The 12,562-nt window shown below is 67.2% G+C and carries 15 protein-coding genes; 9 read left to right on the plus strand and 6 right to left on the minus strand.

Annotation, left to right across the window (positions count from 1 at the left end; genetic code table 11):
• The first annotated feature begins 1 nt into the window (after window position 1).
• Genes F2P44_RS10295 through F2P44_RS10325 form a run of 7 tightly spaced genes read left to right on the plus strand, consistent with a single transcriptional unit; the run spans window position 2 to window position 6,754 of the window.
• Window positions 2-1,048, plus strand: a complete 1,047-nt coding sequence (locus tag F2P44_RS10295) for a hypothetical protein (RefSeq protein WP_167086616.1) — start codon at window positions 2-4, stop codon at window positions 1,046-1,048.
• A complete protein-coding gene (locus tag F2P44_RS10300; protein WP_167086617.1) occupies window positions 1,045-2,412 on the plus strand; it encodes an aspartate aminotransferase family protein in 1,368 nt (455 codons plus the stop codon). The genes F2P44_RS10295 and F2P44_RS10300 overlap by 4 nt, the downstream gene beginning before the upstream one ends.
• Window positions 2,400-3,437: a radical SAM protein gene (locus F2P44_RS10305; protein ID WP_167086618.1), complete on the plus strand. Its 1,038-nt coding sequence runs from the start codon at window positions 2,400-2,402 to the stop codon at window positions 3,435-3,437. The genes F2P44_RS10300 and F2P44_RS10305 overlap by 13 nt, the downstream gene beginning before the upstream one ends.
• On the plus strand, window positions 3,434-4,225 hold the full coding sequence (locus F2P44_RS10310; RefSeq protein ID WP_167086619.1) for an SDR family NAD(P)-dependent oxidoreductase: 792 nt from the start codon (window positions 3,434-3,436) through the stop codon (window positions 4,223-4,225). The genes F2P44_RS10305 and F2P44_RS10310 overlap by 4 nt, the downstream gene beginning before the upstream one ends.
• Window positions 4,225-5,523: an aspartate aminotransferase family protein gene (locus F2P44_RS10315; protein WP_167086620.1), complete on the plus strand. Its 1,299-nt coding sequence runs from the start codon at window positions 4,225-4,227 to the stop codon at window positions 5,521-5,523. Before F2P44_RS10310 ends, F2P44_RS10315 begins: the two co-directional genes overlap by 1 nt.
• The gene (locus F2P44_RS10320; RefSeq protein WP_167086621.1) at window positions 5,520-6,221 is read left to right on the plus strand and encodes an SDR family NAD(P)-dependent oxidoreductase; all 702 of its coding nucleotides are present in this window, start codon (window positions 5,520-5,522) and stop codon (window positions 6,219-6,221) included. The genes F2P44_RS10315 and F2P44_RS10320 overlap by 4 nt, the downstream gene beginning before the upstream one ends.
• Window positions 6,218-6,754: a hypothetical protein gene (locus F2P44_RS10325; RefSeq protein ID WP_167086622.1), complete on the plus strand. Its 537-nt coding sequence runs from the start codon at window positions 6,218-6,220 to the stop codon at window positions 6,752-6,754. The genes F2P44_RS10320 and F2P44_RS10325 overlap by 4 nt, the downstream gene beginning before the upstream one ends.
• On the opposite strand, the gene F2P44_RS10330 is transcribed toward F2P44_RS10325, so the two are convergent.
• From F2P44_RS10330 to F2P44_RS10350, 5 genes are all read right to left on the minus strand, one after another.
• On the minus strand, window positions 6,747-7,751 hold the full coding sequence (locus F2P44_RS10330; protein WP_167086623.1) for a lysylphosphatidylglycerol synthase transmembrane domain-containing protein: 1,005 nt from the start codon (window positions 7,749-7,751) through the stop codon (window positions 6,747-6,749). The genes F2P44_RS10325 and F2P44_RS10330 overlap by 8 nt on opposite strands.
• Window positions 7,748-8,413, minus strand: a complete 666-nt coding sequence (locus tag F2P44_RS10335) for a zinc dependent phospholipase C family protein (RefSeq protein WP_167086624.1) — start codon at window positions 8,411-8,413, stop codon at window positions 7,748-7,750. Before F2P44_RS10335 ends, F2P44_RS10330 begins: the two co-directional genes overlap by 4 nt.
• Window positions 8,410-8,580: a hypothetical protein gene (locus F2P44_RS10340; protein ID WP_167086625.1), complete on the minus strand. Its 171-nt coding sequence runs from the start codon at window positions 8,578-8,580 to the stop codon at window positions 8,410-8,412. The genes F2P44_RS10335 and F2P44_RS10340 overlap by 4 nt, the downstream gene beginning before the upstream one ends.
• Window positions 8,577-10,028, minus strand: a complete 1,452-nt coding sequence (locus tag F2P44_RS10345; protein WP_167086626.1) for a radical SAM protein — start codon at window positions 10,026-10,028, stop codon at window positions 8,577-8,579. Before F2P44_RS10345 ends, F2P44_RS10340 begins: the two co-directional genes overlap by 4 nt.
• Before the next feature lie 93 nt (window positions 10,029-10,121).
• Window positions 10,122-10,439: a metalloregulator ArsR/SmtB family transcription factor gene (locus F2P44_RS10350; protein ID WP_167086627.1), complete on the minus strand. Its 318-nt coding sequence runs from the start codon at window positions 10,437-10,439 to the stop codon at window positions 10,122-10,124.
• A gap of 130 nt (window positions 10,440-10,569) precedes the next feature.
• Between F2P44_RS10350 and F2P44_RS10355 the strand changes: the two genes are divergently transcribed.
• The gene (locus tag F2P44_RS10355; RefSeq protein ID WP_167086628.1) at window positions 10,570-10,950 is read left to right on the plus strand and encodes a thiol-disulfide oxidoreductase DCC family protein; all 381 of its coding nucleotides are present in this window, start codon (window positions 10,570-10,572) and stop codon (window positions 10,948-10,950) included.
• A 31-nt stretch (window positions 10,951-10,981) separates the two neighbouring features.
• Complete coding sequence (gene ubiG, locus F2P44_RS10360; protein ID WP_167086629.1) at window positions 10,982-11,704, plus strand: bifunctional 2-polyprenyl-6-hydroxyphenol methylase/3-demethylubiquinol 3-O-methyltransferase UbiG; 723 nt, start codon at window positions 10,982-10,984, stop codon at window positions 11,702-11,704.
• A 9-nt stretch (window positions 11,705-11,713) separates the two neighbouring features.
• On the opposite strand, the gene F2P44_RS10365 is transcribed toward ubiG, so the two are convergent.
• On the minus strand, window positions 11,714-12,529 hold the full coding sequence (locus F2P44_RS10365; RefSeq protein ID WP_167086630.1) for an alpha/beta hydrolase: 816 nt from the start codon (window positions 12,527-12,529) through the stop codon (window positions 11,714-11,716).
• Between the last annotated feature and the right edge of the window lie 33 nt (window positions 12,530-12,562).

The following is a 12,562-nucleotide window of genomic DNA, read 5'->3' on the forward strand; positions in this document are numbered from 1 at the left end:
GATGACACGCTGGATCGGCGGCCCGCTGTTCGATGCCTGCTTCTTTTTCGGCAGTGGCGTCGTCGCGCTGTTGGCGGGCTTGCTGATGCTGGCCGCGCCCGTCACCGTGCTGCCCATGTGGTTCGCCTGGATCTGGCTGGTGGAAGGCCCGCATCTGCTGGCCACGTGGCAGCGCACTTATCTCGATGCCGGCTTCCGGCGCGAGCGTGGCCGCCTGCTGTGGACCAGCCTTGCCTGGCTGCTGCCCGGCCCCGTTTTGCTGGGCGTATCGTGGATCAGCGGCCGCCCCGAGCCTTTTTTGCTGTTCCTCGGCGCTGTGGCGCTGTGGTCCTTCCATCACGGGGTGCGCCAGCACCACGGCATCTTGTCGGTATACCAGCGCCTTGGCGACGCCGATGCCGCCGCCCGCAAGGCCGACAGGCTTCTGCTGCACAGTATCCTGTGGGTGGCCTTCGGCCTGCTCGCGCTGGCGCATCCGGCCAATGTCGACCTGGCGGCGCGTGTATCGTGGGGTGCGCACGCCATTACTGCGCTGGCCATGCTGCTGGCGATGGCCGTGCTGTTGTGGGCGGCGCTGCTGGTGCGGCGCTGGCGCAGCGGCAGCGCCGTCCTGCCAGGAATATTCGGCCTTGTGGTGGCTGTGGGAACAACCCTGTTCTCGCTGTTTGCGGTCGGCCTGCGCGAGCCGCTGCTGGCCAATCCGCTCACGACCGAACAGGTGTTCATGGCCGCGACCATCGTCGGTGGAACGCTGCATGGCTTGCAGTACATCGGCATTGTCATCGCCACCGAGCGCCGGCGCGCGCGCTCCGGCATGGCGGCGCGATGGGTGTACGCCATCATGCTGGCCGCCTCGCTGCTGTACGTCGCCTTGAACCTGGCGCGCGGCGGGGCGCCGGTGGGTGCGGCGCCCGGATCGGCATCCGCACAGGTGTTCCTGGCGCTGTATTGGGGCCTGTTCTGCCACCACTTCTGGCTGGATCAAAAAATCTGGCGGCCCTCGTCGGATGCGCGCCTGCGCGCCGAACTTGGACTGGAAACCGCATGAAACAGAGCGAACACCCGGTCTCGCAAACGTACGCGAAGTACATCAATCCATCCTTCATCCAGTTGCTGGGCGTGCTCGGTTACGGGCGCGTGTTCACGCGCGCCAGCGATGTCTGGCTGTGGGACAGCGAGGGACGGCGCTACCTGGACTGCCTTGCCGGTTTCGGGTCGGTGAACCTGGGCCACAATCACCCAGCGCTGATCGCGCGCCTGCACCAGCTGCTGGACGAACAGGTGCTGCACTTCTGCCACACAGGGCCGGCCGCCGGTGCGGCGGCACTGGCCGAGGCGCTCGCAAAGCGGCTCGCCGCGCCGCTCGAAGTCAGCCTGTTCGCCAGCAGCGGGGCCGAGGCGGTGGAAGCGGGACTCAAGCTGGCGCGCGCCGCCACCGGGCGCAGCGACTTCGTTTCGTGCGACGGCGGCTTTCATGGCACCACGCTCGGCACCTTGTCGGTGATGGGCGCCGAGCGCCTGCGCCAGCCCTTCGAGCCGCTGCTGGCCGGCTGCCACCGTATCCCTTTCGGCGACCTGGAAGCGCTGGAACGCGTTCTCAGGACGCACAAGCCGGCCGCGTTCCTGGTCGAACCACTACAGGCGGAAGGTGGCGTAATCCTGCCGCCGCCCGGCTATCTGCGCGCCGCGCAGGACCTGTGCCGCGCGCGCGGCACGCTGCTCGTCCTCGACGAAATCCAGACCGGCCTTGGCCGCACCGGCACCTTGTTCGCGCATCAGGCGGAAGATGTCGTGCCCGATGTGCTATGCCTCGCCAAGGCGCTGTCGGGTGGGCTGGCCGCCATTTCGGTGGCGGTGACATCGCGCGCGCTGTTCGACAAGGCGTACGGTGGCGCGGGGCGCTTCGATCTGCACAGTTCCACCTACCAGGGCAACGCGCTGGCCTGCGCCGCTGCCCTGAAGACGCTGGAACTGATCGACGACGAGAATCTCGTCGCACGCAGTGCCCTGCGCGGCGCGCGCCTGTTGGACGGGCTGCGCGAGCGCCTGCGTGGGCACCCGCTGGTCAAGGAAATTCGCGGGCGTGGCCTGCTGGTCGGGATCGAGTTCGGCCCCACTGGCAGTTCCTGGCTAGACAAGCTGGCGCCGTCGCTGGTGGACAAGGTCTCCGAAGGCATGTTCGGCCAGTGGGTTGCGGTCAGGCTGCTGGAAGCGGGCATCCTGGCGCAGCCCGCGTCATCGCGCTGGAACGTGCTGCGGCTCGAACCAGCGCTGACCATCGGCGACGAAGAAATCGATTCGGTGGTGGAGGCGGTCGGCACGATCCTCGACGAGTACCGGGGTATCGCCCCCATCGTGGCGGACGTCACGCGCCGGGCGGGCGCGCAATGGAGGGGTGGATGGCAATTCTGAAAGGACCAGGCCTCGTCGCACGCACCAGCCGCGACCTGCGCTTCATGGGGGGCATCCTGCGCAAGCAGCCGTTCCAGGTGCTGGTGCAGGTCACCAACCGCTGCAATATGCGCTGCTCGTTCTGCGGCTTCTGGCCGAACGGCGTCGCCCCGCGCCTCGAACTGACGGTCGCCGATTACCAGCGCGTGGCGGCCGAACTGGCGCGGATCGGCACCTTCCTGGTGTCGGTCGAAGGCGGCGAGCCGCTGCTGCGGCCGGACATCATCGAGATCGTGCGCGCTTTTGGCGAGCGCCATGCGCCGGTCCTGTATACCAATGGCTGGTTTGTCGACGACGCCAAGGCGGCGGGACTGTTCGCGGCCGGCGTGGCGCAGGTCGGCGTATCGATCGACTTTGCAGACGCGGCGCGCCACGACCAGAAACGAAGGCTGGATGGCGCTTTCGACCAAGCCTGGCGCGCCGTGGACACCCTGCTGGCGCATGCACCCCATGGCGGCAAGCAGGTGCATGTGATGACGATCCTGATGAAGGAAAACCAGGATGACGTTGAAAAGCTGCTGCAAATGAGCGCGGCGCGTGGCGTCGGCCACTGCGTCACATTGCTCTCGACCGACGGCTTCAGGCGCGGCAAGAGCGAGGAGGACCAGCTGCCGGACGCCTCGCTCAGCGCCAAAATGCTCGACCTGTGGCAGCGCTATCCGCACCTGCGCACCTTCCGCGACTACCTGGAACGCATGGATGCCTTCGTCGAACGCGGCCCCATGCCGGCCTGCCACGCCGGCGAGCAGTCTTTTAACATCGACCATCTCGGCAACGTATCGCCCTGCATCGAGCGCATCGATTCGGTGGTCGGCAACGTGCGCGACGAGCCGCTGGCGCAGATCGTCACCCGCATGCGGGGGCTCGATTCGGTAGCGCGCTGCCAGGATTGCTGGACCCTGTGCCGCGGCTTCACGCAGGCGCTGGGGCAGGGCTCGACCCTGCGCTCGCTAACAGACCTTTCCACGCGCATGCGCTCCCAATGAACCATGAAACGGACCACCCTGTGATCGACTCCGATACGTCCGCGCCGCCCTTGCGGCTGGCGGGAAAACGCTGCCTCGTGACCGGCGGCTCGCGCAACCTTGGCCGCGCCATCTGCGTGGCCTTCGCCGCCGCCGGCGCGCGCGTGGCGTTCACCTATGTCAAGGACGACGAACAGGTCGAAGTCACGCGCGCCATGTTGCGCGAACTGGGTGTCGAACCGTTGGTGTTCAAGGGATCGGTCACCGATGCGGCGCATGCCAGGAGTACCGTCAATGCTATCGTCGCTGAATGGGAAGGGCTGGACATCCTCGTCAACAACGCCGGCGTGATGCAGGTGCTGCCGATCGCCTTGCTGGAAGAGGATGACTGGGACCTGGTGCTCGATACCTGCCTCAAAGGTGCGTACATCTTCTCGCGCGCCGCGCTGCGGCCGATGCTGAGGGCAAAGAAGGGGCACATCCTCAATATCGGGTCGATTGCCGGCGAGCGGATCGTCGAGTCGCCCGTGCATTACGCGGCGGCCAAGGCCGGGCTGCAAGGCTTTACCCGTGCGCTGGCCAAGGAAGTAGGGCGCTACGGGATCGCTGTCAATGACCTGTCGGCCGGCCTGCTTGAAGCGGGCATGGGCCAGCAGGCGCCCCAGTACCGGCTGGACGACTACACCACGCACTGCCCGCTGGGGCGTACCGCCACGCTCGAAGAAACCGCCGCCTTTGTCACCTGGCTGGTGTCGGACGAGAACAGCTTCATGAGCGGCGCGCGCCTGACCTTCGATGGAGGATTGTGATGGACGCGCTGCTGCATCGGGGCTACGATGATTTCCGCGCCTTCGTCAATCCGCTCGTCTCGATGCGCGCGACATTGAGCAGCGAGCCTTACCTGCTCGAACGGGTGGAGCAGGGGCGCCTGATCGATGCCGACGGCAAGCACTACACCGACCTGCTGGCCGGTTGGGGTACGCAAGCCTTCGGGCATCGTCCGCCGGCCATCGAGGCGGCGTTGATGGCGTTCCTGAACGGCAGCGCGCCCTCGTTCTACCCGTCAGGTATCAGCCCGTATGCGGGATTGCTGGCCAGCCGCCTGCATCAGCAAACCGGATACGATGCGGCGTTTTTCGCCAGCGGCGGCACAGAGGCGGTGGAAGCGGCGCTCAAGCTGGTGCGCGGCGCCACCGGCAGGCCGCGCATCGCCTGCATCCAGGGCGCCTACCACGGCTGCACTTTCGGCAGCGTGGCGATGATGCAGGCGGGCCCGTACCGCGACATCTTCGGGCCACACCTGCCGATGATCGATGCGCTGCCGTTCGGCGACATGGACGCGCTGGAAAAAGCCCTGGCCGATCCGTCGCTGGCCGCCATCGTGCTCGAACCGATCCAGGTCGAAGCGGGCGTGCGCCTGCCCGATGCGGCTTGGCTGGCCCGCTTGTGCCACGGCACGGGCGAGCGCGGCGTGCTGCTGGTGGCCGACGAAATCCAGACCGGGCTTGGACGCACCGGCCGGTTTTTGTCGAGCGAGGACTGGCCGCGCCGGCCCGACGTGGTCACGCTCGGCAAGGCGCTGGGCGGCGGCCTGATGCCCCTGTCGGTGATGCTCACGCGCCGTGCGATTTTCGACGGCGTGTACGGCAAGTTCGCGCTCGCCGAGGCGCACGCATCCACCTTCAGCGGCAATGCGCTGGCCTGCGTGGCGGGGCTGGCGGCGCTCGACCTGCTGGACGACGCGATGCTGGCCGAGGTGCGGCGCAAGGGTCGCCTGCTGCGCGACGCGCTCGACGAATGGGTGGCGCCGTCGCCATTGGTCAAGGCGATCCGTGGCGAAGGCCTGATGCTGGGCATCGAGCTCGACGCCCCCGATCATCCGTGCTACCAGTTCGACTACCTTGGCGTGCCCGAACTGGCCTCGCAGCCGGCCATCGGCATGCTGCTGGTGCACCGGCTGTACAAGGCCGGCTACATTACGCAGATCTGCGGCCACGCGTGGCAGGTACTGCGCGTGCAGCCATCTTTTGCGATATCCGACGATGAGCTGCTGGCGTGCGTGCATGCGCTGCGCGACGCGCTCGACTTCCTGTGGGACCTTCAATGAAACGCGTACTTGTACTGGGCGGCAGCGGCGCCCTGGGTTCGGCCCTGCTGCGCGAACTAAAGCGCAGCGGCGCCGACGTGGTGTTTACTTACTGTCACGGCGCGCAGGCTGCCGCCGCCATTGGCGAGGAACTCGGTTTCCAGGCCTACGCCGCCGATTTCGTGCAGGCCGACGCGATTGAAGCGCTGTTCGATGCGCTCGCGCGCGACGCCCGCCTGCCCGACGTGGTGGTCCACTGCGCCGGCGTGGCGCCGATTGCGCTGGTCGGCGCCGTGACAGTGGCTGCCTGGGACGCGGTGCATGCCGTGCACGGGCGCGCCGCGCTGCTGTGCGCCCAGCAGATGGAACAGCGCGGCCTGCGTGGCGCCCTGGTGCTGGTGGCCGCCCTCGACGGCTTGCAGCCGGTGCCCGCGCCCGCGCATTACGCGGCCAGCCAGGCGGCCCTGTGGGGCCTGACCATGGCGCTGGCCAAGGAACTCGGTCCCAAGGGCATCCTGGTCAATCTCGCGGTGGTGGGCGTGCTCGATGGCGGCATCGCGGCGGCGCTCGACCCCAAGCTGCGCGAATCGTACCGGCGCTACTCGGCGCTGGGCCGCACCGGCACCTGCATCGAGGCCGCGCGCGGCCTGCGCTGGCTCGCGCTCGAAAACACCTATCTGAACGGCGCCCAGTTTCCGCTCACGGGCGGGCTGGGATGAACCGTGCCGGCGGCGTCTTCTTGCTGCTGTTGCTGGCGACCCTGGCGGTGCAGAAGACGCAGGACGGCCTCGCGCCCGAACTGCTGTGGATGTGCCACGTCACCAGCGCGATGCTGGCGCTCGGCCTGGTCGCCAATGTCGCGCCGCTGATCGTCACCGGTTTCCTGTGCCAGGCGGCCATCGCCTTGCCGGCCTACGTGCTGCATGTGGCGACCAGCGGCCACACATCGGTCGCCTCGTTCATGCTGCATGTGTGCGCGCCGGCGCTCGGTGCGATGGCGTGGTGGGGCAAGCGCGTGCCGGCCGCGATTCCATGGGTCGCGCTGGCGACTTACCAGTTGCTGATCGCGTTCAGCCAGGCATTCACGCCCGAGAGCCTGAATGTCAATCTCGCTTTCCGCCCGTGGGACCCGTTGGTAACGTTCATCCCGTGGGGCTGGCCGGTGCGGGCGCTGAACCTGGCGCTGATGCTCGCGCAACTGGTCGCGGCGCGCTGGCTGTGGAATCGCTACCTGGCGAAAACGGCTAGCTGAACACCTTGGGCAGCTTCCATGCGCCGGCACGGTGGAATTCGCGCGCCAGCACCGCCGCGCCGGGCACGGCCACCAGATACCAGCACAGGACCCGCAAGGTCACGCTCACCGCCATGCCCTGGGGTGTCAAGGCCGGATCGAGCATGTAGCTGGTTGCCACTTCGGCCACGCCGATTGCGCCCGGTACCGGCGCCAGGTAGGCGACCATCAGGCTGGTCGAAAAGATCGTCAGCGCTTGCAGCCAGTTCAGACTGAAGCCGAAATGGGTGGCCAGCAGCCAGCCGATAGTCACGTAGGTGAGCAGGAAAACGACTGACGCAAGGTGGCACACCAGATGCTGCACGTCGGTCGACTTGCCGATGGCGGAAATCGCGTGCGCGCTCTGGCCGATACCGAGCAGGATTTTCTGCCACAGGCTGCCGTCCTTCATCGTGCTGGCGCGCCGTCCGGTCCAGCGCATCACCGGTCCGGGAAAGAACGCCATCAGTGCGAGCAGCAGGGCAATGCCCAGCAGCGGCGCGGTCAGCAGCGGCAAGCCCACCTGCAAGGCGGCCGGTAGCGCAATGGCGTGGCCGAAGGTCAGGGTGGCGCACGACACCAGGCAGATCCACAAGGTCATGTAAATGCTTTTGCTGACTGACGCCGCCAGCGCCTGCGGCATCGGCACGCCCTGGCGGGTAAGCATGAACATCATGGCCGGCGTATGCAGTTCGGCGCTGGGCGTGAGGCTGGTGACGAAGTAGCTGACGCACGTCAGCTTCAGGCCCTGCGCGAAACGCAGCGGATGGCCGAGCACTGCGAGCATGCTGCGCAGGCGTATCCAGTCCAGCATGTAAAACAGGCAGGTCAGCGCCGCGAGGCCCAGCCAGAGGGGCAGGGGAATGGTGAAGATCAGGGCCAGCACGCCGGCCAGGCTGGCGCCGCTGGCATGCGAGAAGAAACGCGCGGTCAGGTAGATGGTCAGCGCGAACAGGAGGGTGAACAGGATTTTTTTCAAGAGGGACGGGTCGCTTCAATGAACTGCATATATACCGCCGCCAGGTGGCCGGCGGCGGTGGGGATGATCTGTTCCGCCTGGGCCGCGAACTCGGTGCGCGTCAGCGAGCGGCGCAGGCCCACGCGCTTGAGCAGGCGGCCCCAGTGATGGTTGGTGCGGTCCGGCGTGAAGCGGCGCGTGAATGCGGCCAGGCCGGCGGCGGCGTCGCGCGCGCTGCCGTACTGGCTTGGGACGTCGAACGGCAGCGCCGCCAGGTGTGGGCCGTTGGCCTCGACGTACCACTCGTAGCCGTCGGTCAGGTGCGCCACGCGGCTGGCGTGGACCGGGCAGGCCATGTCGATCACCAAATGCGAGGCCATCCCCAGCTGCACGAAGGCGCGCGCGTGCTGGCCGTTGCGCCATGCCGCCACGGCGCGGTCGAAGCAGGCCTGCGCCTTTGCCGGCGCGCTGGCTGTCACGAACGGGATAAAACCGCCACCGAGATAGCGCCCGGAGAAGTGGCTCAATGACCAGTGTTCCCAGATCTTTTGGCGGCGCGGCAGGTAGACCACGTCTTCACGGATCGCACCCAGCACCAGCGCATCGCGGAAGCGGTTAAATATCGGGTCGTCCAGCTTGCGCACGGCAAGGCTGATCACCAGTTGCAGACCGTTGTATCTCATCGCTCCTCTGCCGCCGCGGCCTGGTAGCGTGCCAGCAGGGCAAGCAGTTCGCCGTAGTGGCGCTGGCCGCCATGATCGATGCAGAACTGCGCGGCGTGCGCGAGGAAGCGGGGAATGGCTTCCTGCGGCAGGTCGAGCGCGCGCAGGATGTCGTGTTCGTCGCTCATGGCACGGTCAGCCTGCCGCTGCCCAGGGTGGCGACCGGCGCGCCCGGAGCCACGGAAAAGCGGGTGTCGCGGTCGCGGTACAGGATGTTGTAGGCGCACGAGGGGACGTTGCGCCCGTCCGGTTCGCGGATGCCCACGCAGCACTGGCGAATGCGGTCGGTGTCGAAGGTTTCTTCGTCCATGTGCGAATGGACGTAGATCGCCTTGGAGCTTTGCTCGCCGATGCGCATGCGCTGTTCGGTCGACAGGCCGGGGCCGAACATGCGCGCCAGCAGACCTTTGAGCGTGGCCAGCACCAGGTCGCTGTCGGGGCAATCGATCTCGCCGGCCCACAGGCGCGTGATCACGTCTTGCAGCCGCAGTTCCACCTGCGGCGTCGGTTCCAGGTACAGTGTGCCGGTCAGCAGCGCGCGCAGGTCGGCGCGCTCCATGAAGCGGGTGAAGGGTAGCCAGCGCCCGTCGTCCAGGCGCAGCATATAGGTGATCAGGTAGCACATCGGATGGCTCGACGGCGAGGGCACGAAGTCGCTGATGCGCAGCGCGCCATCGGTCTGCTGTTCAAGGTCGGCCAGCACGTCGTAGGTGGTGTAGCGCCCGCGCCGGTCGAAGCGCGATCCTCCCTGGCCGGTGAAGGTCATCGTGTGCAGTTCGACGCTGCGGATGAAGTCCTTTTCCAGCGCGAGCTTCACGAAGGCGCCCACTTCATGGTCGTTGCTGCCGCGCGCGAGCACCGGCAGCAGGGTGGTGTCGACCTTGTATTTTTCGAGCAGGGCCAGCACCCGCATCTTCGCCTGGTAGAAATTCCCGCCCAACATGTCGATATTGGTCCCCGGCGTGAACGAGTCGAACGACAGCACGATGCGCGCGTCCAGCGCAGCCAGGCGTTCGAGCAGCCATTCATCCTTGAGAAAGCGCAGGCCGTGGGTCGAGATGGTGATGCGGTTGATGCCTTCGGCGTGGCACAGTTCCACCAGCCGTTCAAAGTCCGGGTGCTGGGTCGGTTCGCCACCGGTCAGGTTGATCATGCGGTTGCTCGGGTCGGCGCGCCGCATGTGCCCCAGGATGGCGCGCAACTGGTCCTGCGACATGTGAAACGCGCCTTCGTTGCGGTTATGCGTGTAGCAGATCGGGCAATCGAGGTTGCAGGCCGAGGTAATCGGCACGATCGGCAGCAGCACCTGTTGTTCGTGGCTGGTGCAGGGGCCGCAGTCGAACGGGCAGCCCTGGCTGGCCGGCGCCGCGCCAGCGGGCGGGGTGAGCACGGGCGGTTCGTCCATCATGGCGTCGTACCAGGCCGCGTTGGACGAGACGATGACTTCTTCGGAGCCGTGCTGCGGGCAGCGCTTGCGCATGACGATGCGCCCCTCGCTGCGCCAGATGGTGGCGTCGATGCTGCGTTTGCAGGTCGAACACAGGCTTGTCGTTCCTCGTACCAGTTCGTCGCTCATTGAGATCCACTTGGCAAATGCCGGACCAGTCCGGGTGTGCTGTGATTGTAATGGCAACGCCGTAAATCGCAAAGCCGCGCATGGCGGCGCAGTTCATGCCTTGGGCGCCTTCTTGCGCGCCAGCGCGCGGCTCTCCTGCTTCAGCTCTTGCGAGACCGGGCAGACCGCCTGCATGAACGAGGCCAGGGTATTGGCCAGGTTGTCGCCCTGCAGGCGGTAGAACACGAATTGTCCGCGCTTGTCGCTGGCGATCAGGCCCGCCGTTTCGAGGATGCGCAGGTGCTTCGACAGGGACGGCTTGGTCATCTCGAAGCGCGATGCGATGTCGCCCGCCGACAGCTCCGTTTCGGAGAGATAGGCCAGGATTTTGCGGCGCGGCGTGGAGGCCAGGGCGGCGAAGATTTGATCCATGATGTGCTGCTCGCTTGCTGGAGGATGAAGCGCCATGATACACCACGCTTTCCTAATTAGATAATTAGCTAGTTAGCTAAATGTGGTGCATAATCGCGGCACCGACCAACTTTGCGATTGCGAGATCACCATGCAAGCTCCCGAGCCGCCGGCATCCGAGCCGGCTGTCGTCTACTACAACAGCGCCTGCCCGGTGTGCGATGCCGGCGTGCGCGGCCAGCGCGAACGCATGCGCGGCTGCGTCATCGAATGGCGCGATGTGCACGCCGAACCCGAACTGGCGGCGCAGCTGGGCATCGATATCGAGCAGTTGCACGAGCGCCTCCATGTGCGCGACGCCAGCGGGCGCATGCTCTCCGGCGACCGGGCCTTTGCCGCGCTGTGGGCCGCCACGCCCGGGCAGCGCTGGCTGGCGCCTCTGGTGCGGTCCATGCACTGGCTGGCAGGCCCGCTGTACAAGCTGCTCGCGCGCCTGCTGTACCGCTGGAACCGCCGGCGCGGGCACTGGTAATCCCTTTCTACTTACTTGACGGATCACGATCATGTACATACCAACTTCCGAGCTTCATCCGAACGCCGACCCGGCCGAACTGGCGCGCTTCAACAAGCTGGCCGCGCGCTGGTGGGACGAACAGTCCGAGTTCAAGCCGCTGCACCGCATCAATCCGCACCGGCTGGCATGGATCGATTCCCTGTGCCGCCTGGCGGGCAAGCAGGTGCTCGACGTCGGCTGCGGCGGCGGCATCCTGGCCGAATCGATGGCGCGCCATGGCGCCAAGGTCACCGGCATCGACCTGGCGGACAAGCCCTTGCAGATCGCGCGCTGGCACGCGCAGGGCCAGGCGGTCGATGTGCGCTATGCCTACAGCAGCGCCGAGGCCTGGGCGACCGGTCACGCAGGGCAGTACGACGTCGTCACCTGCATGGAGATGCTGGAACACGTGCCGCAGCCGTCGGCCGTGATCGACGCTTGCGCGGCACTGGTCAAGCCGGGCGGCTGGGTGTTTTTTTCGACGATCAACCGCAACCCGCTCAGTTATCTGCTGGCGATCGTGGGGGTGGAATACGTGCTGCGTATTCTGCCGGTTGGCACGCACCAGTACAGGCGCCTGATCAAGCCGGCGGAACTGGCCGGCATGGCGCGCGACGCTGGCCTCGTGCAGACGGACCAGCGCGGCCTGGGCTACAACCCGCTGACGCAGCGCTTTCGCCTGCATGGTTTTCTCGGCGTCGGCTATTTGCTGGCGATGCAAAAAGCGGCGTGAGGACAAGCTTCATTCGCCGGATGGCAGCAGCGGCGCCGCCATGACCGCCCAGCCGTCCTGCCAGCAGCATGCGTGGCCGAAACCGGGAACCACCGTCACGCGCGGCCTGGCGCCGGCCGGAAAGCGTGCCGCGTACGACGCCAGCACGGCGGGCGGTACGATGTCGTCATCGGCGCCTACCCAGTGCTGCTGCGGCACGCGCGCCAGTTGCGCGGCGTAGTCGGCCGGATTGAGCGAGGCGGCCAGCGGCGACAGGTGCTGGATGCGCGCCCAGGCGGCCGTGTCCAGGTTGGCGGCCACTGTCAGCAGCAGGGCCACGTCGGCACGCCGCGCGGCCAGCAGCGCGGCCACGGCGCCGCCACCGGAATACCCCACCAGGACCAGGCGCTGTGCGCCGGCCCGCTGCATCAGCTGGTCGAGCGCGGCGTTCATGCTGTCGATGACTTGTGGGCTGTAGCGCGCATCGGTCCACACCGCGCTGCGGCATGCGGCGGGCAGGGCGCCCGCCTGGAACTGGCATGGCCGCGCCAGATACGCCACCGCGCCGCCGGGATGGCGCAGCGCCAGGTGCAGGGCCACCGGCTGCAGCGGCGTCGGATCGGGCGAGACGGTGCTCGCGCCCAGCCACGCCAGGCCGTCGCCCTCCACGTACACCGTCAGCGTCGCTGCGCGCTGCGGCGCCGGGCTCCAGCTGGCGAGGGCAAAAGCGCCTGCCGGGAGCGTGCTGCGTTCCCAGCCTGCCGCGCGCGCCAGTGCGTCGGCTTGCTGAAGGCGCAGCGATGGATCGATGGCGCCACAGCCGGTCAGCAGACCGACCAGCAGCATGCCTGTCCGCCTGCGGTCAATGATATGATCGAA

This window comes from Massilia frigida, from assembly GCF_011682175.1.
GTDB classification, from domain to species: domain Bacteria; phylum Pseudomonadota; class Gammaproteobacteria; order Burkholderiales; family Burkholderiaceae_D; genus Telluria_A; species Telluria_A frigida.

Coding starts and splice junctions, on each gene's coding strand:
- F2P44_RS10315 (WP_167086620.1), top strand. CDS start 4,225: ATGGACGCGCTGCTGCATCGGGGCTACGATGATTTCCGCGCCTTCGTC.
- ubiG (WP_167086629.1), top strand. CDS start 10,982: ATGTACATACCAACTTCCGAGCTTCATCCGAACGCCGACCCGGCCGAA.
- F2P44_RS10325 (WP_167086622.1), top strand. CDS start 6,218: ATGAACCGTGCCGGCGGCGTCTTCTTGCTGCTGTTGCTGGCGACCCTG.
- F2P44_RS10300 (WP_167086617.1), top strand. CDS start 1,045: ATGAAACAGAGCGAACACCCGGTCTCGCAAACGTACGCGAAGTACATC.
- F2P44_RS10355 (WP_167086628.1), top strand. CDS start 10,570: ATGCAAGCTCCCGAGCCGCCGGCATCCGAGCCGGCTGTCGTCTACTAC.
- F2P44_RS10305 (WP_167086618.1), top strand. CDS start 2,400: ATGGCAATTCTGAAAGGACCAGGCCTCGTCGCACGCACCAGCCGCGAC.
- F2P44_RS10345 (WP_167086626.1), bottom strand. CDS start 10,028: ATGAGCGACGAACTGGTACGAGGAACGACAAGCCTGTGTTCGACCTGC.
- F2P44_RS10310 (WP_167086619.1), top strand. CDS start 3,434: ATGAACCATGAAACGGACCACCCTGTGATCGACTCCGATACGTCCGCG.
- F2P44_RS10295 (WP_167086616.1), top strand. CDS start 2: ATGACACGCTGGATCGGCGGCCCGCTGTTCGATGCCTGCTTCTTTTTC.
- F2P44_RS10335 (WP_167086624.1), bottom strand. CDS start 8,413: ATGAGATACAACGGTCTGCAACTGGTGATCAGCCTTGCCGTGCGCAAG.
- F2P44_RS10320 (WP_167086621.1), top strand. CDS start 5,520: ATGAAACGCGTACTTGTACTGGGCGGCAGCGGCGCCCTGGGTTCGGCC.
- F2P44_RS10365 (WP_167086630.1), bottom strand. CDS start 12,529: ATGCTGCTGGTCGGTCTGCTGACCGGCTGTGGCGCCATCGATCCATCG.
- F2P44_RS10350 (WP_167086627.1), bottom strand. CDS start 10,439: ATGGATCAAATCTTCGCCGCCCTGGCCTCCACGCCGCGCCGCAAAATC.
- F2P44_RS10340 (WP_167086625.1), bottom strand. CDS start 8,580: ATGAGCGACGAACACGACATCCTGCGCGCGCTCGACCTGCCGCAGGAA.